22 protein-coding genes are annotated in these 19,367 nt (G+C 47.4%); 11 read left to right on the top strand and 11 right to left on the bottom strand.

Annotated elements, in window-relative coordinates:
- Window positions 1-163: 163 nt before the first annotated feature.
- From OOK74_RS03655 to OOK74_RS03645, 3 genes are all read right to left on the bottom strand, one after another.
- Window positions 164-1,297, bottom strand: a complete 1,134-nt coding sequence (locus OOK74_RS03655; protein ID WP_274722193.1) for a flagellin — start codon at window positions 1,295-1,297, stop codon at window positions 164-166.
- Between the two features lie 389 nt (window positions 1,298-1,686).
- Complete coding sequence (locus tag OOK74_RS03650) at window positions 1,687-2,595, bottom strand: Dyp-type peroxidase (RefSeq protein WP_274722192.1); 909 nt, start codon at window positions 2,593-2,595, stop codon at window positions 1,687-1,689.
- Between the two features lie 66 nt (window positions 2,596-2,661).
- Window positions 2,662-3,126 carry a DUF2919 domain-containing protein gene (locus OOK74_RS03645; RefSeq protein ID WP_274722191.1) on the bottom strand — a complete coding sequence of 155 codons (465 nt, stop codon included), beginning with the start codon at window positions 3,124-3,126 and terminating at the stop codon, window positions 2,662-2,664.
- A gap of 142 nt (window positions 3,127-3,268) precedes the next feature.
- Here OOK74_RS03645 and OOK74_RS03640 point away from each other — a divergent pair, with 142 nt between their 5' ends.
- Window positions 3,269-3,622 carry a DUF2956 domain-containing protein gene (locus OOK74_RS03640; RefSeq protein WP_274722190.1) on the top strand — a complete coding sequence of 118 codons (354 nt, stop codon included), beginning with the start codon at window positions 3,269-3,271 and terminating at the stop codon, window positions 3,620-3,622.
- 13 nt (window positions 3,623-3,635) lie between these two features.
- The gene (locus tag OOK74_RS03635; RefSeq protein WP_274722189.1) at window positions 3,636-3,986 is read left to right on the top strand and encodes a DUF4156 domain-containing protein; all 351 of its coding nucleotides are present in this window, start codon (window positions 3,636-3,638) and stop codon (window positions 3,984-3,986) included.
- 109 nt (window positions 3,987-4,095) lie between these two features.
- Here the strand turns inward: OOK74_RS03635 and OOK74_RS03630 are convergent, their stop codons facing one another.
- On the bottom strand, window positions 4,096-4,383 hold the full coding sequence (locus tag OOK74_RS03630; RefSeq protein ID WP_166013401.1) for a winged helix-turn-helix domain-containing protein: 288 nt from the start codon (window positions 4,381-4,383) through the stop codon (window positions 4,096-4,098).
- 251 nt (window positions 4,384-4,634) lie between these two features.
- Here OOK74_RS03630 and OOK74_RS03625 point away from each other — a divergent pair, with 251 nt between their 5' ends.
- The 4 genes from OOK74_RS03625 to OOK74_RS03610 are packed head-to-tail and all read left to right on the top strand — an operon-like array spanning window position 4,635 to window position 7,039.
- Window positions 4,635-4,982 carry an ArsC family reductase gene (locus tag OOK74_RS03625; RefSeq protein WP_274722188.1) on the top strand — a complete coding sequence of 116 codons (348 nt, stop codon included), beginning with the start codon at window positions 4,635-4,637 and terminating at the stop codon, window positions 4,980-4,982.
- Window positions 4,983-4,999: 17 nt separating this feature from the next.
- On the top strand, window positions 5,000-6,133 hold the full coding sequence (dapE, locus tag OOK74_RS03620) for a succinyl-diaminopimelate desuccinylase (RefSeq protein ID WP_274722187.1): 1,134 nt from the start codon (window positions 5,000-5,002) through the stop codon (window positions 6,131-6,133).
- A 2-nt stretch (window positions 6,134-6,135) separates the two neighbouring features.
- Window positions 6,136-6,810 carry a M15 family metallopeptidase gene (locus OOK74_RS03615; protein WP_274722186.1) on the top strand — a complete coding sequence of 225 codons (675 nt, stop codon included), beginning with the start codon at window positions 6,136-6,138 and terminating at the stop codon, window positions 6,808-6,810.
- 1 nt (window position 6,811) lies between these two features.
- Window positions 6,812-7,039, top strand: coding sequence for a DUF2897 family protein (locus tag OOK74_RS03610; protein ID WP_274722185.1), 228 nt, complete (start codon window positions 6,812-6,814; stop codon window positions 7,037-7,039).
- A gap of 210 nt (window positions 7,040-7,249) precedes the next feature.
- On the opposite strand, the gene bamC is transcribed toward OOK74_RS03610, so the two are convergent.
- Together bamC and dapA are read right to left on the bottom strand one after the other, a co-directional pair.
- Complete coding sequence (bamC, locus tag OOK74_RS03605) at window positions 7,250-8,269, bottom strand: outer membrane protein assembly factor BamC (RefSeq protein ID WP_274722184.1); 1,020 nt, start codon at window positions 8,267-8,269, stop codon at window positions 7,250-7,252.
- A 58-nt stretch (window positions 8,270-8,327) separates the two neighbouring features.
- On the bottom strand, window positions 8,328-9,206 hold the full coding sequence (dapA, locus tag OOK74_RS03600) for a 4-hydroxy-tetrahydrodipicolinate synthase (RefSeq protein WP_274722183.1): 879 nt from the start codon (window positions 9,204-9,206) through the stop codon (window positions 8,328-8,330).
- A 280-nt stretch (window positions 9,207-9,486) separates the two neighbouring features.
- On the opposite strand from dapA, the gene OOK74_RS03595 reads away from it, so the two are divergent.
- Together OOK74_RS03595 and bcp are read left to right on the top strand one after the other, a co-directional pair.
- Window positions 9,487-10,029 (top strand): glycine cleavage system transcriptional repressor, encoded by a 543-nt coding sequence (locus OOK74_RS03595; RefSeq protein WP_274722182.1) that lies wholly within the window; start codon window positions 9,487-9,489, stop codon window positions 10,027-10,029.
- Window positions 10,030-10,043: 14 nt separating this feature from the next.
- Window positions 10,044-10,511: a thioredoxin-dependent thiol peroxidase gene (gene bcp / locus OOK74_RS03590; RefSeq protein ID WP_274722181.1), complete on the top strand. Its 468-nt coding sequence runs from the start codon at window positions 10,044-10,046 to the stop codon at window positions 10,509-10,511.
- Window positions 10,512-10,607: 96 nt separating this feature from the next.
- Here the strand turns inward: bcp and OOK74_RS03585 are convergent, their stop codons facing one another.
- The 3 genes from OOK74_RS03585 to OOK74_RS03575 form a co-directional block, all read right to left on the bottom strand.
- Entirely contained in the window at window positions 10,608-12,479 is a 1,872-nt protein-coding gene (locus tag OOK74_RS03585; protein WP_274722180.1) for a methyl-accepting chemotaxis protein, read from the bottom strand.
- 178 nt (window positions 12,480-12,657) lie between these two features.
- Window positions 12,658-13,728, bottom strand: a complete 1,071-nt coding sequence (locus tag OOK74_RS03580; RefSeq protein WP_274722179.1) for an AI-2E family transporter — start codon at window positions 13,726-13,728, stop codon at window positions 12,658-12,660.
- Complete coding sequence (locus OOK74_RS03575) at window positions 13,721-13,957, bottom strand: sulfurtransferase TusA family protein (RefSeq protein WP_274722178.1); 237 nt, start codon at window positions 13,955-13,957, stop codon at window positions 13,721-13,723. The genes OOK74_RS03580 and OOK74_RS03575 overlap by 8 nt, the downstream gene beginning before the upstream one ends.
- Window positions 13,958-14,139: 182 nt before the next feature.
- Here OOK74_RS03575 and bepA point away from each other — a divergent pair, with 182 nt between their 5' ends.
- Window positions 14,140-15,594, top strand: a complete 1,455-nt coding sequence (bepA, locus tag OOK74_RS03570; RefSeq protein ID WP_274722177.1) for a beta-barrel assembly-enhancing protease — start codon at window positions 14,140-14,142, stop codon at window positions 15,592-15,594.
- 22 nt (window positions 15,595-15,616) lie between these two features.
- Window positions 15,617-15,967 carry an arsenate reductase (glutaredoxin) gene (arsC, locus tag OOK74_RS03565; RefSeq protein ID WP_274722176.1) on the top strand — a complete coding sequence of 117 codons (351 nt, stop codon included), beginning with the start codon at window positions 15,617-15,619 and terminating at the stop codon, window positions 15,965-15,967.
- A gap of 200 nt (window positions 15,968-16,167) precedes the next feature.
- Here the strand turns inward: arsC and OOK74_RS03560 are convergent, their stop codons facing one another.
- Window positions 16,168-17,307: a DUF2066 domain-containing protein gene (locus OOK74_RS03560; protein WP_278183126.1), complete on the bottom strand. Its 1,140-nt coding sequence runs from the start codon at window positions 17,305-17,307 to the stop codon at window positions 16,168-16,170.
- A 222-nt stretch (window positions 17,308-17,529) separates the two neighbouring features.
- Here OOK74_RS03560 and OOK74_RS03555 point away from each other — a divergent pair, with 222 nt between their 5' ends.
- Complete coding sequence (locus OOK74_RS03555; protein ID WP_278183125.1) at window positions 17,530-18,783, top strand: uracil-xanthine permease family protein; 1,254 nt, start codon at window positions 17,530-17,532, stop codon at window positions 18,781-18,783.
- A gap of 89 nt (window positions 18,784-18,872) precedes the next feature.
- On the opposite strand, the gene ybaK is transcribed toward OOK74_RS03555, so the two are convergent.
- The gene (gene ybaK, locus OOK74_RS03550; protein WP_274722173.1) at window positions 18,873-19,355 is read right to left on the bottom strand and encodes a Cys-tRNA(Pro) deacylase; all 483 of its coding nucleotides are present in this window, start codon (window positions 19,353-19,355) and stop codon (window positions 18,873-18,875) included.
- Window positions 19,356-19,367: the final 12 nt, after the last annotated feature.

Below are 19,367 nucleotides of genomic sequence, written 5' to 3'. Positions count from 1 at the left end.
CTCGTCTCTTGTAACGGCGAGAAATTCTTATCCTTTAGAAAAATCTTGGGCTTTTTGCAGAAAAAATAAAATAACCGGCTTTTTTGTGAAGCTGGAGCTGAGTTAATGAAATTTAATGCAAAAAAAATCCAGCCGCAGCTGGATTTTGTGACGTTGATGGGGATTAACCCAGTAGGCTTAGTGCCGCATTCGGTGCTTGTTTGGCCTGAGCCAAGATAGAGCTTGACGCTTGCGACAGAATTTGTGATTTGGTGAGTGCAGTCGTCTCTTTCGCAAAATCCGTGTCTTTGATACGACTCTTCGATGCATTAACGTTTTCGTTAATGTTATCCAAGTTGCTGATCGCATGACTGAAGCGGTTTTGGAATGCACCGAGCTCTGCACGGTGGCTATCAACATACTTCAGTGCCGAGTCAATAATCGCCACCGATTGTTGTGCACCACCAACAGTGGTCACATTGATGGTATCAACGGTTTCCGCTTTACCGGCTTGCATATTCAATTCATCGGCCAAACCACCAGAGAAAGCCACATCACCGCTCACTTTATTATTGCCTGCGAAAATCTGCAGTTGACCATTCTCGTTAACTGACGCTTTGACTAAGTCAGTTTGACCATTGATGTAAGTTGCGACTTCTTCAATGTCATCGCCTTCTTTGGCGTTAATGGTGATATTTTGATCGTTACCATCCACATCTTTCAGTGTGAAAGTGATATCGTTAGCTCCCGCTTCAACTTTCCAGTTTTTGTCTTTTTGCTCTGTTGCAACATAACCAGTGCCACCCATTGCAGTATTATCACTGCGCATATCTTTTAGGGTCAGCATCACGGCTTCACCATTATCCGCACCAATTTGGAATGATTTGGTTGCGAAAGTGCCATTAAGCAGTTTATTACCACCAAATGAGGTCGTTTCAGCCACACGGTTCAGTTCATCATTCAGCGCGGTGATCTCTTCTTGAATCGCCACACGCTCAGATTTTGAGTTTGAACCATTAGCCGATTGCAGTGACAAATCACGCATACGTTGCAGAATGTTGGTGGTTTCATTCATCGCACCTTCTGCCGTTTGAGCAATCGAAATACCATCATTGGCGTTACGCACCGCCACATCTAGACCGCGACTTTGTACATTCAAGCGGTTAGAAATTTGCAGGCCAGCCGCATCATCTTTAGCACTGTTGATTTTAAAGCCTGAAGATAGACGCTCCATCGATGTTTGTTGTGCGCTAGTTGCACTGTTCAAATAACGTTGAGCGGTCATTGCTGAGACGTTGGTATTTACATTTACTGCCATGGTGATTTCTCCAATTGATTTTCCGATGGATCCGGTTTCCGACGTCTCGGAAAACCAAAGTAGTTCTCTTAAAGTTACCTTTTATAACGGCGTGATTTTTGAATCCTTTAGTAAAATTTTTCAATTTTTTTAGAAAAAAGTCTGTTTGGCGATAAATTACTCATCAAACACATAAAATGCACAAAAAACGCATTTTATGACTCAAGATTTTTATCCGGTGGACGAAGGGCTTGCTAACCGTAAATTACGCCATCGCTCCCCAGCCTGTTAGCTGGAATGGATTTCATCACTGACCAATGGAGTTATCGGGCAATAGCGCGGGTTCTTTAATAAAAAAAACCGAGCACAGGGCTCGGCTTTAACCAATTCGCTAAGCGATGTCGCCTAATTTACGACTGCTTTAAGGTCAGCGCTTGCAGCATAGCTGACGAGGGAGCAAACAAATACGCACCGGTCACGGCTTTGGTGAAACGCAGTAGTTGGTCGGTTTTGCCATCGGTAACACCATACATACTTTCCAGCATAGTGTGTAAATTATGCAACGTATGACAATAAGCCATAAACAGTAAGCCATGCTCACCACTAACGCTGCCATAAGGCAAACTGTGGCGAACGATTTTGAGCCCTTTGCCTTGCTGTTTAATATCGACACGGCCGACATGTGAAGCGGCAGGAACCTGCTCAAGCTCAACCGAATCGGCCTTAGTTCGACCAATCACTTTTTCCTGTGCCGCTAAGTTAAGTCGGTTCCACGCCGGCAAATTATGCACAAAACGTTGTACTAGCACATAACTGCCGCCAGCAAATTCTCCCTCAGCCACCAATGCGACTTGTGCACGCTGTTCGGCTTGTGGATTTTCGGTGCCATCGATAAAGCCCGTCATGTCTCGGGCATCTAAATAGCGAAAACCGTAGGTTTCATCAATGATTTCAATATCCTCAGCAATTTCGCTGATCCCTTTGCGTAGCGCGAAGAACAATAAATCGTGACGGGTTGAGTGGCAGTGGATCAGTATATCAACCTCGCTACTTGGCGCATGTATTTCGCCTGTGCCCAATTCAGCAAAAGTGATCAATTCTGGCGGTGGCGCGAGCTCAAAGTGCTGCCAGAACGATTGGCTGAACGCAATCGATATGGCCAATTCAGCGCCCGGCTGTTGCTGATTTATCTCGGCTACTAATTGTGGCAACGCCTGTAGCGCCGATAAAACCTGAGCAACATTTTGCCGAACTTTGATCAAGGTATACAACGCAAATGGGCCAGCTTCAGGCAAAATTGCGGTCTGTGACTTAAACATAATGAGTCCTTCTTTTTTTGGTATTGCGCAGTGTAATCCAATGTAACATCAAGGCGTTGACGGCGATCACGCCTTATCCAATTTCGAAATGGCTAAGCTATCTGCGACCTGACGGCTGCGTAGCAAATAGATGCCAAACCACAGTAGCAGCAGTAAAGTCAGGGCATTAGCCCAATGGAAAGCGCCTTGCTGTAAATAAACCTGCCACGCGGCTTGCACAAATTGGCCGACGACGACCAATAAAGTAATCAAGCGGCCTTGGGCGATGATTTGGTTAATTCGTGGCCGCTGCACATGACGCAGGGTGATTAACCACATCAAACCCAACACCGGTAAGCTCATCGCTAACCCGGTGTACAACAATCCGTGGTCAGGATAAACCCGCTCTAGTAAGCGTGAGCCATGCTCACGACTAACCCCGGCCATCACCAAGATCACCCAAGCTCGATTTAGCCACAACCATCCTAACCATAACCACAATGGGGCTTTTAAAAAACCTTGACTATCATACTGTTCTATAGAATAACGCACAGTAATCTCTAGCGACTCAACACAAGTTTGCCACTCTAGCGCAATAGATTAAAATGACCACTGCTAATTGTGCTAACACGTCATTTTTTACTGAGCTAGCACGTGCTAGTCTTACGCCCATGCTTTTTAATTTGAGTTAATAATGAAAAACCACAGCCCGCTTCCCTCACCACAAACGCAACAAGAAGCGCTGAAAATCAGCAAAGCGACTCAGCGCCCGGGTCAAACCAAAGAGCAGACTAAGCTTATCGCGCAAGGGATCGAAAAAGGAATTGCACTGTATAAAAAGCAGCACAAAGAGAAGCAGCGCCAAGCCGATAAGGCGCGTAAAAAAGCACTGAATGTCAAAACCAGCCACATCAATGCCACACAGACTTTACCCTTGATGAGCGAATTGCCTTTGCCCTCTGCGCAGAATCATTGGTTTAACAATGCTCGCTTAGCTTGGACACTGCTCGCCTTCAGTTGGCTGATTTTTTTGGGATTTCTATTTTGAAAGGAGTATTTCAATGATACGTATTGCTATGCTGAGCGTGGCCAGCAGCCTACTATTGGGGTGCAGCTCACCAATCCATTCACTGTCTGATGGCGCGGAGCAAATTCAGATCCGTACTGATGCGGGCTTTGATGCCAGTCAATGCCAATGGCTAGGCGATGCCACGGGTAGTGAAGGGTTTTGGTTTAACTCTTGGATTTATCCGAATAATGTACTGATCCAAGGGGCGATCAATCAGTTGAAAAACCAAGCGCTGGCCCATGGTGGTGACACCATCACATTAGATTATACCAATTATTTTCAAACTTCAGTCACCATGCTAGGTAGCCTCTACCGCTGCCAACCGATCGCTGGTGAGCCATAATCTGCTAAGTTTAAGCCGCTTAATCAAGCGGCTTAAATTGCATTACTGATGCACAACAGCCTCGCAGCGATCGATCGGCAAAAACAGAAAACAAGCCCATCATGCTGATTTAAGCGCAAAAACCCAAACTGGTTGCAATCGCTTGCTTACGCTGGGTAACCCATTGGCTATCAAAAGGTCCCCAATCTGAGAGTTGATAATAGCCATCGTTATGTCGGCGGCCATCTTGCACAAAATTCAATTCAATGCCAATCCCAGGCATCGCTTTGATCACATCTTGAATAGTACGCCGCGGCCAACCGGTTTTTTCAATCAGTTTGGGGACGTTAGGGCGCTCAATACTTTCCACTAACAGCGCTAAATATAAGCGTCTTGCAAAGACAGGACTCAGTTCCATTGATACCTCCTAAAGTATGCTGTACTCATTATTTCCGTTTTAGCATGCCATGTGTTGCGTTTGATCAATAACTTGCCAATCGATTTGCTGAGCCAGTTATTTTTTTCAAGCGTGAAATATTCCCCTCACACTTTTGTCTCTGTCGCCCCTTCCTGTTAGGATTGAATCAACAATAATCAAGGTGATCAGCAAGCTAAGCTTGACTAAGCCACCGATTCAGCACTTCAATCAGAACTCATCTAAGGATCAATATGACGACCACGCTGTACGGGATTACTAACTGTGACACGATAAAAAAAGCGCGCAACTGGCTAGAACAACAAGGAATTGCCTACCAATTCCATGACTATCGTAAACAAGGGATTGACCACCAGTTAGTCACTGAGTTTTGTCAGCAACTGGGCTGGCAGCAGGTGCTCAATAAACGCGGTACCACTTTTCGCCAACTCAGTGATGCACAAAAAGCCAGCTTAGATACCGAAAATGTCATCGACCTGTTAGTCGAGTTACCGGCGATGATCAAACGTCCGATTTTACACTATCAAGATCAATATCATCTTGGTTTTAGCGATGCGCAGTACCGCGCACTTTTTGCTTAATACAAGGAATTTCAAGGATGACCGATAGCCCTGTACTGGCTTTAGCCACAGACCTTATCAGCCGCCAATCCATCACCCCTGTCGATGCTGGATGCCAAGCCGTAATGATTGAGCGTTTAAGCGCGCTTGGATTTACGATTGAAAGCATGGTGTTTGCGGATACCACCAATTTTTGGGCACGCCGCGGGACACAAGCGCCATTATTTGTCTTCGCCGGTCATACCGATGTCGTACCAGCAGGCCCAATTGAACAGTGGAACACCCCACCTTTTGTGCCAACGGTGATCGATGGCATGTTATATGGCCGTGGCGCAGCCGATATGAAAGGCTCACTGGCGTGTATGATTGTTGCGGTTGAACGCTTTATTGCGGAGCACCCGGATCACCAAGGCTCTATCGGCTTTTTGATCACCTCGGATGAGGAAGGCCCTTTCATCAACGGTACCGTGCGAGTAGTAGAAACGCTGCAGGCACGTAATGAATGGATTGATATGTGTATCGTCGGCGAGCCATCCAGTACCGAACAAGTCGGTGATGTGGTCAAAAATGGACGCCGCGGTTCTATCACTGGCGATTTAAAAGTCAAAGGGACACAAGGCCATGTTGCTTATCCACATCTGGCTAATAACCCGATCCATCATGCGCTCCCCGCACTGGCAGAATTGGCGGCGACCGAGTGGGATGCGGGAAATCGCTATTTCCCCCCGACCAGCTTTCAAATCCCTAATTTGCATGCAGGTACTGGGGCTTCCAATGTGATCCCGGGTGAATTTTCAGTGCAGTTTAACTTCCGATTCAGTACCGAGCTGACCGATCATGATATCCAACACCGTGTCCAGCACATTCTCGATAAACATGGTTTGGATTACGATCTTAACTGGACACTCAGTGGCCAACCTTTTCTCACTGAAACCGGCGAACTGCTAGCTGCAGTGGTGTCCGCCGTTGAACAGGTGAATCATCAAGCGCCGGCTTTACTGACTACTGGTGGTACCTCTGATGGACGTTTTATCGCCCAAATGGGCGCTCAAGTGGTCGAACTCGGCCCTGTCAATGCCACCATTCACAAAGTTAACGAATGTGTGCGAGTCGCCGATCTAGAAAAACTGACCGATATGTACCAAAAAATCTTAACCCTGCTTTTGGACTGACTATGACACCAGAGCAATTGACCGGACAAACCGATAGCCATTTAGTCTCGGTGATGATCGGACAAAAAGCCTTTCTTGTTCATTCACAAGTGAGCGCCGATTTGCTGGCGCTCAAGCAAGCAGCGGCGCAAGCAGGCTTTAATCTGTGTATCGCCAGTGGCTTTCGCTCATTTGAACAGCAACTGGCAATTTGGGATCAAAAAATGACCGGCCAAAGACCGATCTTAGATCAACAAAGCCAACCATTGAATGTGAGTGCGATCAGTGAAGCGGACAAAGTACTGGCCATATTGCACTGGTCAGCTCTACCGGGGGCAAGCCGTCACCATTGGGGTACCGACTTTGATGTGTATGACCGAGATGCCCTACCAAGCAATACTCGTTTGTTACTTGAACCATGGGAATATTTAACCGGTCATCAAAGCCAATTTTGGCAATGGTTAACCAGCCACCTCAGCCAATTTGGCTTTTTCTTCCCCTATCAAAATGGGCAAGGTGTGGGCTTTGAGCCATGGCATATCAGTCATCGCGCCACGGCTCAGCAATGCTTAAGCGAATTCAGTGAGCCCTTATTGCAAGCCCAACTTGCCAGCGCAGCGATTGAAGGTAAAACCACCATTCATGCCATGCTGCCAGAGATTTATCTGCGCTTTATCACTAATATTTGTGAGGTATAAGATGGAGATACTGTTTAACCCTTGGGTAATTTCGCTGATTGTGGTTGCGGTCATGATCGGCAATATTGCCGCACTCAAATACACCGCCAATATGAAATGGGGGCAAATGAATAAGAAAAGCCAACTCGATCGCCTGAATGAACTCGATCAGCTGCGCCATCCTGCTGAAGCGGCTGACGCAAAGGTCAAACAGGCCGACCAATCACCAAAGCCACAAGATAAATCATAAACGCAATCACCTATACCCAAACAACTTGGAATTGCAGGTAAACGGCCAGTGAATGAATCCCGATGAGCATAGGCAAACGATGTGATTGAGGTGAAGGAACGTAGCCAACACCGCGGCAGCTTCAAATAGCAAGGGGATAACACAACAAAGGGATGCCAATGCATCCCTTAATATTATCGATCTGAATCTGGTGTCACCACATTAGGTAGGCTACTGATGATCGGCCACGGCTGCCAGCACCGGCACCATATCTTTAAGTAGCGCTTCATTGACCGGTTTACCGGTCGCATCGGTCACGTTAATTGAAGTACGGTTACCTAAATCACCCACTAACAACGTATAAATGCCCGATTTGAGTTCAATCGGCTGCACACCAACCTGTTGCCAGAATGCGTCACCCGGCGCCGCGTATTTCGCTTTGATCGTGCCTTGTGATTGGTTACGCTCTTCAATAGTAAAGCCCATTTTCGGCAGCAAATCCGGCAATCGTGGCCATAACACGTCATAAGAAGTACGTGCAATAATCACCGGCAGACCACTACGATCGGCGCCCATAGTGATCGGAATTTGTTTAACCAGTTGTTGAGCTCGGCGCGCGGCCTCGGCTCGGACGTCCGCATCATAACGTGTGGTTACCAAATTGGTCATAAAGGCGTTGTAGCGCTCTTTGTTGGTCGTCGTCACCGTTTGCACCTGACCATTTTCACGCCAATCAATCAGCGAAATATTAAAGCCATAGCGGTTGTTCGCCTCTCGCATTGAGATTAAATAGCGGCTACCAATCGTCACATCTTCATCTTCAGCCACCCATTCAACCCAATCGGTTTCAAGCTGAGTCGGGGTTTGCTGACGCAACGGAATCTCGCGTTGTGCAATCATACCCAGTGCGGTATCCCACACTTTTTGCGCTTCCTCTTTACGCAGCATCCATAAGGTTACTTCGCCATTTTGACGCTCGGCTCGCGCACCGGGGATCAATTCTAATACCTGCTGAGGAGGACGAATATCCACCACATCGCCGACACCACCGTGGAACTCCCCTTCAGGAAGGTCATAATTGGGATAAAACTGTGGCGTGGCACCTTGCGGTAATACCCAAGGCTTCAATGGCGTGGTTTCGAGGTAGTCGAAATCGTTTTTGGCTTGGCGACGCTGGGTTGCGCTGTTGGAGCAGGCAGTTAATACCAAAACAGCCAGTGAACCAACAACTAGCTGGCGAGAAAACTTCATTGAAACTCCTAAAAATGACCGGGGTAATCACTCCCCCGGCATAGTAATCGATAGCATTTTAATAAAGACAGGCTTCAGACAGTGCTTGGGCAATGATTGGGCGAGCAGGTTCAGACAATTCGGTCAAAGGAAGACGCAGATCACCATTTGCGATCAATCCCATCTTATGCGCGGCCCATTTCACAGGGATCGGACTCGATTCGATAAACAAATTTTTATGCAGCGTCATCAAACGTTGATTGATAATTTCCGCTTCAGCAAACTTTCCAGCCAAAGCCAAATGCAGCATATTGGCCATGTCAGCGGCCGCGATATTATTGGTCACCGAAATGACACCTTGGCCACCTAATTTGACGAACTCAAGACCGGTTGCATCATCACCGCTGAGCAGCACAAAGCCCTCTTTACACAGCGCACGGTGTTTGGCGACCCGACTTAAATCTCCGGTCGCATCTTTCAGTGCCACAATATTGTTGATTTCAGATAAACGAGCCACAGTTTCAGGCTGCATATCCACCGCAGTACGTCCCGGCACATTGTATAAAATCACCGGAATATCGGTCTCTTGAGCAATCGCGTTATAGTGCAAAAATAAGCCTTGCTGAGTCGGCTTATTATAATAAGGTGTGACACTCAGATAACCAGCAATACCGGTATTATTCAGCAAGCGACTGAAAGTAACCGCTTCATGAGTGGCATTGGCACCGGTACCGGCAATGATAGGCAGACGACCTTCAGCAAACTCTACCGTTTTTGCCACAACCTTGACGTGCTCTTCAACGGTCAATGTGGCCGATTCACCTGTGGTGCCGACAGAAACAATTGCATCTGTTCCCGCCGCAACATGAAAATCGACCAATTTTTTCAGGCTGATATAATCAACCTCACCGCCTGGAGTGAATGGCGTTATTAACGCAACGATACTTCCTGAAAACATGTCTATCTCCCTAATCTTATCCTCTCTGCATGGTAATGCATGGGGCTGAAAAAATACAAGCGGAGAAATGGGCTTAAATCATCATGTCGATCAATATTGCTAAGATGCCCCCAATAAAGCCGCGCTATGACAGTGATGGCCTGTTGGGTGGCCCGTTTATCAGAGCCTCGCCAAGTGGGATAATTTCTCGTTTAAGCACGCAGAAAAACCGCTTGGATCACGCTTTTTCTCTGGTTTAACTGTGTTAACATGCCGAGAAAATCATCTCAATAGTGACAATATGATTCAGCATCTAGTGATCACCGCTGTCGGCACCGACCGCCCCGGTATTTGTAATGAAGTGGTTCGGCTGGTTACCCAAGCCGGTTGTAATATCATCGACAGTCGTATCGCTCTGTTTGGTAAAGAATTTACCCTATTGATGTTGATCTCTGGAGCGCCAAGCACGATTACGCGAGTCGAAACCACACTGCCGGTGCTTGGTCAGCAGCATGATCTGATCACCATGACCAAGCGAACTTCTCCGCATGATCAGCAAACTCATGCCTATACTGTGGAAGTGTATGTGGAATCTGATGACCAGCTCGGCCTGACCGAACAATTCACGCAATTCTTTGCCCAGCGCCAAATTGGCATGGCATCACTCAGTGCGCAAACCATCAACAAAACCAAATTGGATAGTGAACAAGATCAATTCCATATCGCGCTCAGCGCTCGCGTCGACTCAGGCTGCAATCTCATGCAGTTGCAAGAAGAGTTTGCTGCACTGTGCCGCGAACTGAATGTGCAAGGCTCGCTAAACTTTATAAAAAACAGTCAGTAATCAAAGGAATAACTATGAATACGCTCACGATTGGTACCCCAGCTCCAATGTTTTGTTTACCCGATCAACATGGTCACCCCGTCTCTTTGACTGATTTTGCCGGCAAAAAAGTGTTGCTGTATTTTTACCCAAGAGCGATGACACCTGGCTGTACCGTACAAGCCCAAGGCTTACGTGATATTCAAGCCGAACTGCAAGCTCATCACGTGGTGGTACTCGGTGTGAGTATCGACCCGGTACCACGGCTGGCGAAATTTATCGAACGTGATCAACTCAACTTCACACTACTGTCTGATGAGCATCATCACGTGGCTGAACAGTTTGGCGTGTGGGGCGAAAAAAAATTCATGGGCAAATTATTTGATGGCCTGCATCGAGTCAGTTTTTTGATCGACCAACAAGGAGTGATTGAACAAGTGTTTGATAAATTCAAAACCACCAATCATCATCAAGTGGTGCTCGATTATCTCAATCAAGCCTAATCTTCAGTGCCTGATTCACTTAGCACAGCTTGGATATATTTAAGGCCAGTCAATGACTGGCCTTATGCTATGCAAAATACTCAGTTGTTGTAACAACTAGACAATAAACTTATTCAATAAACGATCTTGTTCACGCACATTTTCAGTCTGTACTTCCATCGCAATACTTGAGGCCGCCGCCGCGTCAGCAACTTTGGTCGATAAATCTTTAATTTTCACAGTATTACTATTGATCTCTTCCGCCACCAGACTCTGCTCTTCTGCTGCAGAAGCAATTTGCATATTCATATCGCTGATACGCTGAATCGCACTACGAATATTTTGCAATGACTGGTTGGCATGTTGCGCTTTCTGCACTGCATCATCGGCGGTGTATTTGCTTTCATTCATCGCCACGGAAACGGCATTAGCCCCCGATTGTAGCTGTTCAATCATGCTTCGAATTTCAGTGGTCGATTGCTGGGTACGCTGCGCCAGGGTACGAACTTCATCGGCCACCACCGCAAAACCACGTCCAGACTCTCCGGCACGCGCCGCTTCAATGGCCGCATTGAGCGCCAATAAGTTAGTTTGATCGGCGATATCGTTAATCACTTTTAAAATGGTTTCGATATTGCTCGTCGCGACTTCCAGCCCTTTAACTTCTTCCACCGCTTGTTCGATACGTGCGGACAAGGTATCAATTGAACGAGTAGTCTCGCCTACCACTTGACTGCCCTCTAGCGAGGCTTGATCTGCTTCATTAGCCGCAGTGGCAGCACCTTGTGCATTATTGGCCACTTCAGTAGCAGTCACCGCCATCTCATGCATGGCAGTGGCTAACTGCTCTAATTCTTGCAACTGTTGAGTTACCGCATGGGCCGACTCCTGAGCACCCGCCACGGTTTGTTCAGTACCGTGCATGATTTCAACCCCAATCGCTTTGAGTTGCTGAATTTGTCCCTGCAAGGTTTGGGTAAAGGTATTGAAACCACTGGCCAGTTGAGCAAATTCTTGATCGGTATCGGTATCTAGGCGCTGGGTTAAATCGCCTTGGCCTGAAGCTACATCTTGAATAGCCAGATTGAGTACCCCAAGTGGCTTCATCAAGATTTTGATCAGCATTCCGAGTCCCAAGATACTGATCACCACACCAATTAAGGTATAAATAATCGAACTATTGCGCAGTTCGGTTAAGGTCGCGAATGCGATCGACTCATCAATCACCGCGCCAATATACCAATTCTCTTCAGGAATAAGCGTGAAATTGACCAGATAAGTTTTTCCATCATGTTTAATGGTCTGCATGCCTGGCTGGATCTTCACGCCGGGCAAATAACGATTGAACGACTCACCATTGAAATGGGTTTGCGGGTGAGCAATTGTGCTGCCGTCTTTGGTGACAATAAACAGATAGCCCGCATCAAACAGATTCACCGAATTGACTAAATCGGCCAGCTCCGTTAATTCCACATCAAAGAAAATTGCCCCTTTGAATTGACGTTGATCGATCAATGGTGCACCGATTGAGATAATCGTTTGCCGAGTTGTGGCATCCACATACGGCTCGGTTACCACCAGTTTACGCTGCTGCTTGGCATCGAGATACCACGGCCGAGTGCGTGGTTCATAATCCGCTTCCACTTCCCACGCATCATCGTTTTCAACTACCGCCCCATCGCTGTCATAACCTACTCCGACCGTGATATAGCTCTGTTTAAGTTTTGGGGTTTCTAACACTTGACGCACGAATTCACGGTTATCAGGATCGAGTGCAACCACTTCGGTCGTGGTCTGCGCCAAGGTTTTTTTGCTGTTCAAATCCGCTTCGATGGTATTTTTCACCCCTTCCACCAGCTCGATTAAACTGCTATTAACGAAAGACTCTACTTGGCTGCGCACCGTGATTTGTTGCTGAAAAGAAAGCAAAGAGAGCACGATTAGCAGCAACAACGAGGACGCTGCGACAATTTTATGACTAAATTTCATACCTAACTCCAGATATACCGCGCGTTGTGTGCAGCAAAATAGGGGGAACATATCAACTATATCGTTGAGCAAGAGTATAACTTTAACTTTTTCTTGCCACTAGCTGCGATCACATTGGATGCAAAAAGCCTCACACAAGTGAGGCTTAACAACACATAATTTGGCCTTAACACGGCCATTAAGGGGTAAGTTCGTGATCGTCATCGACACTAGGTAACGCTTTCCACACTGCTTTGACCAACGTGGCTAATGGAATAGCAAAAAACACCCCCCAAAAGCCCCATAATCCACCAAACACTAACACCGCCACAATAATCGCTACCGGGTGCAGGTTAACCGCTTCCGAAAAGAGTACTGGTACTAATATGTTGCCATCCAACACTTGGATGATGCTGTAAGCAATCAGCAGAGTATAAAAAGGTGGCGTCAGTCCCCATTGAAACAAAGCCACAATCGCCACCGGTACCGTTACCGCCGCCGCACCGATATAAGGGATTAATACTGAAAGCCCAACCGCGACCGCCAGCAGCACGGCGTAACGTAAATCTAATATCGCGAAAGTGATATAACTGACCGTACCGACGATCACGATTTCCAGTACCTTACCGCGAATATAGTTAGAGATTTGTTGGTTCATCTCCTCCCATACTTTGGTCGCCAGCTTGCGATTACGCGGCAAAATACCGCTCGCCATATGCAACATTTGTTGTTTATCTTTGAGCAAGAAAAACACCAATAAAGGCACCAAAATCAAATAAACCGCTAGCGTAGCTAAACTGATCAACGAGGCCAGTGAGCCTTTCAACACACTCTCACCCATGCCGAGCACTTTATTTTTCGCATTACTGATCACCGGCTCAATAATTTCCAAATGAGCCAATTCAGGAAAGCGTTCAGGTAAACTGGTGATGAACTGCTGGGTACCGTTATACATATTCGGTACATCATTAATTAAGTTACCGACCTGCTTCCAAATCGTCGGTGCTAGACCAAACAGCGCCAAAATCATCAAGCCAGTAAACACGGTGATCACCAAAATCACCGCCAGCGTGCGCGGAATACGTAAGCGATGCAGTTGATGGACCGGCCACTCCAACAAATAAGCCAGCACAATCGCTACTAACAAAGGCGCAATCAAATGTCCGAAAAAATAGATGATAATAAAACCAAATAGCAAAATCGCGACTAAACTGGCCGCATGCGGATCAGAGAAACGTCGCTTATACCAACGACTGATCATTTCAAACATTCAAACAAATCTCCTGGCTAACCATCAGCGAATCATACTCGCGATGTGGGGTACGCTGGCAGTGAACAGGCAACTGAGCCATATATTGTTCAATATCGTGTAATGAGGCGGGATCGGCAATCAAAATAGTTAATGATTGATTGGGCAAGAGTGCCGCGGTGGCTCGCTTGGCTAACAACAAAGCTATCGGGCAACGTTGCTGACGCAAATCGAGAAGAATCGGTTCCATTCTGGCGCTTAATCCTTAATATAGGTGACACATTGTATCGGCTTTCGTTCAGGGTTACACCTATTGCCGTTGATAGCTAACAGATTTTAACAGGAAATTCACGGCACTAGCGCCGGATCTCGCAACCAATTGGCATCCATTATGTCTTACTGGCAAATACATTCGGAGTATGCACCGCTATCATGAAATTGTTCCCGACCCGCACCGTATTATGCTTGTGCATTGCCGCTCATTCATGCTTTACCTTGGCTCAAACAGAAAGCATCGAGTTGCCGGATATCGGCACCGTCGCCGGAGCAACCTTAACTATCGATCAAGAGCTGATTTATGGTGATGCCTATATGCGCATGCTGCGTAATAGCCAACCGGTGATTAATGATCCGTTACTTAATCAATACATCGATAATTTAGGCCACCGTTTGGTCGCCAATGCCAATGATGTTAAAACACCATTTACGTTCTTTATGATCCGCGATCGCAATATCAACGCCTTTGCCTTCTTTGGCGGGTATGTCGCGCTGCATTCAGGGCTGTTTTTACATGCCCAGAGTGAAAGTGAACTCGCCTCGGTGATGGCGCACGAAATCGCTCACGTAACACAACGTCATTTGGCGCGCAGTATGGAAGAACAAGCACGCCGCTCTCCTGCAACCATTGCCGCACTGGCAGGCTCGTTACTATTAGCGATTGCCGCTCCAGAAGTTGGCATTGCCGCCATCAATGCCACTATGGCCGGCAGCATTCAAGGCCAGATTAACTACACGCGCAATAATGAAAAAGAAGCAGATCGATTTGGTATTGCGACCTTAGCCAAAGCGGGATTCGATGCTAATGCAATGCCGCAATTCTTTGGTCGTCTCGCCGATGAATACCGTTATGCCAGTAAACCACCGCCAATGCTGCTCACTCACCCACTCCCCGAAGATCGCATCACCGATAGTCGGGAACGTGCACGGCAATATCCGCCACTTCGTTGGACTCCGGATCTCGACTATCAGTTAGCGCGTGCGCGGATTATCGCCCGTTATGCCGGGATTGATGCCGATGCCGCTTTAGATTGGTTTGCCCGTAATGAGAAAAAAATCAACCCAAACCTGCAGCCAGCCATTCAATATGGTAAGGCTTTAGTGTATCTCGATTTAAAACAATTCGATCAAGCGGAGCCGCTGCTTAGCCAATTGGTCAGCCAGCAGCCAGACAACCCTTTTTACCTCGATGCGATCAGCGATTTGTATCTTGATACTCAACAAGCGACCAAAGCGCAAAGTCGATTAGAAACTGCGCTCAAACAAACGCCCAACAACCCAGTGTTGACCATAAACTATGCCAATGTACTGCTCAAACAGGATAAGTTTGCCGATGCCATTCGCATCTTGCAGCGCTATAGTCACGACCACCCCAATGATCTTAATGGATGGCAACTCCTGTCAGAGGCCAATAACCGCTTAGGCAATAGTGCGGAAGAGCTTGCCGCACGCGCCGAAATCATGGCACTGCAAGCCAACTGGAACAAAGCCATTCAGTTTTACACTCAGGCCAGTCAACTGGTTGAACTCGGCAGCTTAGCTCAAGCCCGTTATGATGCACGAATAGATCAGTTGATGGTGCAGCGTGAACGCTTTTTATCACTCCAATAATAAAATCAGTTAAGGAGAAAGAATGTCAGTCGTGATTTACCACAATCCGAAATGCTCGAAAAGTCGCGAAACTTTAGCGCTATTGACTCAGCAAGGGATCACCCCGCAAGTGATCGACTATTTACAGCAATCACCTTCAATACCAGAACTCAAGCAACTCTACCAACAGCTAGGCTTGAGTGAAGTCCGTGGCATGATGCGCTGCAAAGACGATTTGTATCACGAGCTCCAGTTAGGTGATCACCAACTAAGTGATGACGCACTGTTTGCCGCATTGGCGCAGCACCCAAAACTCCTCGAACGGCCAATTGTGGTATGTCGTGGTCAGGCACGTCTCGGTCGTCCACCCGAGCAAGTGCTGGAAATTCTGTAAATACTCAGCAATAAGCGACGTGGCGGGTTCCATTTGAAAACGTAAAAAACGCCCCTTTTGACCAACGATGATCTTTTTACCTATGGGCAACCCAAAACGCGGCGCTTAGCCATCGTCATCGCCCAAATGAGATCAAATTAGCACATAAAAATAGCGCCTTAATTGGGCGCTATTTTATCCATCACATATCGCTAAATGACTTAGCCTTGCCAAGTAAAATACAGCGTCACCGGTTGAGATGATGGCAGCTCAGGCTGCACGGGCAGCGAATCCGCTTGATTGCTCGGCACCTCGCCAGCAATCTCACCAGCGCTATATTCAGCGGGGGATGGAGAGGAAAACTCGGCAGCTGGTGTATCGAGCAATACTGTTTGCCCCATTCTGAGCACTTCATTACTAAACTCTTGTGCACTGGTTAGCAAATGCACTTTAAACGTCACTTGAGCGCCCTGAATATTTAAAATCTCTAATGACGCGACCGAACTTAACCGCTTAAGTTTATTCTCGACCGTAAAGAAATCCACCCCACTATTGAGCGGGCTAAACTGCGCAAGCACAAACTGAGAAGATTCACTGCTCACCACGACAGCACTTTTACGCGCGTAGTAATCACTGATTTGATCAATCATATCACTGGCAGCTTGCGCGCCGGATGCCTGACCAGTCAAAGGGGAGGTCGGTTGCTGCAGCATCGAACGGGCTGATTGATCAAACAAACTCCAACGTAAATCCGCACCTTGAGCACGTATGACCAATACCGCATCGGTTGGGTAGCGCTGACTGGCGACACTGATTGGATTGACAAAACCGCCCCACAAATCCGCCACTTGTACCCCAGTCACATCATCAAAATCACCGACCGGAACGGTCAAAGGTAAGCCACGCGCCCGCGCACGTGCTTTGATCTGGTTTAGCCATTGAGTATCAGAGTGCTCCCAAGCAATCGTGCGATCATAGTTTGCCTCTTCAACCAGCCAAACTAACAAGTTACTGCGATTTTCGGGCCAAAAAGGCAGTTGCGCTTGGGTGAGCAAGGCACGAATATGTGGCGCACTGAATTGTAAGCGCATCACAGGCTGTGAGCCCTGCTGCAGAGTGCTGAACTGGGTAATGTACTGATTGCTTTGGCGCAGTGCTTTTTGCACCGCCTCATTGGTGAGAGCCGCTTGACTACCGGTCGCGCGCACAATCACCTCTTGCATGGCACGGACACGTGCGGCAGCATCAGCATCGCTTTGTTGCGGATCCAGCACTACTTCGGTTTGATACAAGTTGACTTGAGTGAGTGCGAGGGCGGGAAAGGTCAGCAATCCCAGCATCAACACAACTAAATAGCGCATACTATACCTACATTCTGTTTACTGAATGACGATGATAAGCAACTATCCCTCGTTCAGCAAGGCAGACAGACTAGCGTTCCGTATTTGAATTGGTGCGACGCGATCTAGGTCATTATCCAATAGCAACCAATAATTCTGGCATTTTTTGATCTCACCGCGCTCGCAATCGATTGCAGAAATGGTAAGATCGCGCGAATTTTTATTTGCATCAGGGAAAATACGATGAAAAATGCCATCCAAGGCGCGCAAATGCTGTTTGTTGCATTTGGAGCGTTGGTTCTGGTTCCATTGCTGACGGGATTAGATCCCAATGTCGCACTGTTCGGTGCTGGTTTCGGAACACTGCTTTTCCAATTCATTACCCGCCGCTCAGTTCCTATCTTCCTCGCCTCCTCATTTGCTTTTATTGCCCCAATCATGTTCGGTATCCAAACTTGGGGGATCCCAGCAACCATGGGGGGTTTGATGGCAGCCGGTGCGGTATATATCTTCCTCGGTTGTGTCATCAAATTACGTGGCGTTGCCATCATCCATAAACTGCTACCACCAGTGGTGGTTGGCCCAGTCATAATGGTGATTGGTTTAGGGCTAGCGCCGGCAGCGGTCAATATGGCGCTTGGTAAAACAGGGGATGGCGCTCTACAACTCATCGACCCACAAGCGGCACTGTGGATCTCGTGTCTCTCGCTGTTAGTCACGGTTGTCTTTAGCGTGTTCGCCAAGGGCTTTTTCAAGCTGGTGCCAATCTTGGCGGGCATTATTAGCGGCTATGCGTTGTCACTGGTGATGGGCGTGGTCGATTTTACAGCGGTCGAACAAGCAGCTTGGCTGGCGTTACCAAACTTTACCTTTCCTGAATTTAACATCAACGCCATTCTATTTATGATCCCAGTCGCGATTGCTCCTGCGGTTGAACATGTGGGCGATATGTTGGCTATTTCTAACGTGACCAACAAAGATTATCTGAAAAAGCCAGGCTTACACCGCACGATTGCTGGTGACGGAGTAGCCACCATGGCCGCGACTATGCTTGGCGCGCCACCAAACACCACCTACAGTGAGGTGACTGGTGCCGTTATGCTAACCCGCGCATTTAATCCGGCGATCATGACTTGGGCAGCCATCACCGCCATTATCCTCGCGTTGGTGGGTAAACTCGGCGCATTGCTGCAAACCATTCCAGTGCCGGTGATGGGCGGTATTATGATCTTGCTGTTTGGTTCGATTGCCACGGTAGGTTTGAATACGCTGATCAAAAATCAAGTAGATCTGCACAAATCACGCAATTTAGTGATTGTCGCGGTAACCTTAGTGTTTGGTATCGGCGGCATGGCATTTGGTGTTGGTGATTTCAGCCTACAAGGGGTGAGCTTGTGCGGTATCGTTGCGATTGCGCTCAACCTCATTCTGCCAAAAGACTTAGGTGAAAACCACGTCGTGGACAATGCGCAAATGGAACAAGAAGCGCGAGATTAATCTCTCAACGACATGATAATCTCGCAGCATCATTCATCTCGCGATAGTAAAGCAACGGCCTTGATCAAGGCCGTTTTTATTTAGCGCGGCTAAATATCCGCTTGGCACAATTCGGCAAACTGACCACGCGTTAAACGTGCCAAATCTTGGGGAGATAACTCAATTTCTAAGCCGCGTTTACCGGCACTGACACAAATGGTCGCTTGGCATGCTGCGCTCTGGTGAATAAACGTTGGCAATAATTTTTTTTGACCAAGTGGACTGATCCCACCCACCACATAACCGGTGGTTTTCTCTGCAATCTCCGGCTTGGCCATCTCCGCTTTTTTGGCGTGTGCCGCTTTGGCGGCTAATTTTAAATTCAGTTTTAAATCAACTGGAATAATCGCCACCGCGAGATTTTTCTCTTCACCATTAAGGCAAAACAGTAAGGTTTTAAACACTTGTTTAGGATCTTGACCAAGTGCCTGCGCAGCCTCTAAGCCATAACTGGTGTGGTTCGGATCATGTTGATATTGATGAATGATATGAGAGATTTTATTTTTCTTGGCAAGATTAATCGCAGGCGTCATAAATCGCGTATC

It is taken from the genome of Vibrio misgurnus, assembly GCF_029635775.1.
In the GTDB taxonomy this organism is placed as follows: domain Bacteria; phylum Pseudomonadota; class Gammaproteobacteria; order Enterobacterales; family Vibrionaceae; genus Vibrio; species Vibrio chanodichtyis.
Note: the sequence above shows the minus strand (reverse complement) of the source record. Positions and strands in the feature narration are given on the sequence as shown.

Bases quoted from the DNA above. Each gene is read 5' to 3' on its own strand.
- OOK74_RS03640 (WP_274722190.1), top strand. From the start codon at position 3,269: ATGAAAAACCACAGCCCGCTTCCCTCACCACAAACGCAACAAGAAGCG.
- OOK74_RS03650 (WP_274722192.1), bottom strand. From the start codon at position 2,595: ATGTTTAAGTCACAGACCGCAATTTTGCCTGAAGCTGGCCCATTTGCG.
- bamC (WP_274722184.1), bottom strand. From the start codon at position 8,269: ATGAAGTTTTCTCGCCAGCTAGTTGTTGGTTCACTGGCTGTTTTGGTA.
- OOK74_RS03560 (WP_278183126.1), bottom strand. From the start codon at position 17,307: ATGCGCTATTTAGTTGTGTTGATGCTGGGATTGCTGACCTTTCCCGCC.
- arsC (WP_274722176.1), top strand. From the start codon at position 15,617: ATGTCAGTCGTGATTTACCACAATCCGAAATGCTCGAAAAGTCGCGAA.
- OOK74_RS03610 (WP_274722185.1), top strand. From the start codon at position 6,812: ATGGAGATACTGTTTAACCCTTGGGTAATTTCGCTGATTGTGGTTGCG.
- OOK74_RS03615 (WP_274722186.1), top strand. From the start codon at position 6,136: ATGACACCAGAGCAATTGACCGGACAAACCGATAGCCATTTAGTCTCG.
- OOK74_RS03655 (WP_274722193.1), bottom strand. From the start codon at position 1,297: ATGGCAGTAAATGTAAATACCAACGTCTCAGCAATGACCGCTCAACGT.
- OOK74_RS03635 (WP_274722189.1), top strand. From the start codon at position 3,636: ATGATACGTATTGCTATGCTGAGCGTGGCCAGCAGCCTACTATTGGGG.
- OOK74_RS03555 (WP_278183125.1), top strand. From the start codon at position 17,530: ATGAAAAATGCCATCCAAGGCGCGCAAATGCTGTTTGTTGCATTTGGA.
- OOK74_RS03580 (WP_274722179.1), bottom strand. From the start codon at position 13,728: ATGTTTGAAATGATCAGTCGTTGGTATAAGCGACGTTTCTCTGATCCG.
- OOK74_RS03625 (WP_274722188.1), top strand. From the start codon at position 4,635: ATGACGACCACGCTGTACGGGATTACTAACTGTGACACGATAAAAAAA.
- dapA (WP_274722183.1), bottom strand. From the start codon at position 9,206: ATGTTTTCAGGAAGTATCGTTGCGTTAATAACGCCATTCACTCCAGGC.
- bcp (WP_274722181.1), top strand. From the start codon at position 10,044: ATGAATACGCTCACGATTGGTACCCCAGCTCCAATGTTTTGTTTACCC.
- dapE (WP_274722187.1), top strand. From the start codon at position 5,000: ATGACCGATAGCCCTGTACTGGCTTTAGCCACAGACCTTATCAGCCGC.
- OOK74_RS03585 (WP_274722180.1), bottom strand. From the start codon at position 12,479: ATGAAATTTAGTCATAAAATTGTCGCAGCGTCCTCGTTGTTGCTGCTA.
- ybaK (WP_274722173.1), bottom strand. From the start codon at position 19,355: ATGACGCCTGCGATTAATCTTGCCAAGAAAAATAAAATCTCTCATATC.
- OOK74_RS03630 (WP_166013401.1), bottom strand. From the start codon at position 4,383: ATGGAACTGAGTCCTGTCTTTGCAAGACGCTTATATTTAGCGCTGTTA.
- OOK74_RS03575 (WP_274722178.1), bottom strand. From the start codon at position 13,957: ATGGAACCGATTCTTCTCGATTTGCGTCAGCAACGTTGCCCGATAGCT.
- bepA (WP_274722177.1), top strand. From the start codon at position 14,140: ATGAAATTGTTCCCGACCCGCACCGTATTATGCTTGTGCATTGCCGCT.
- OOK74_RS03595 (WP_274722182.1), top strand. From the start codon at position 9,487: ATGATTCAGCATCTAGTGATCACCGCTGTCGGCACCGACCGCCCCGGT.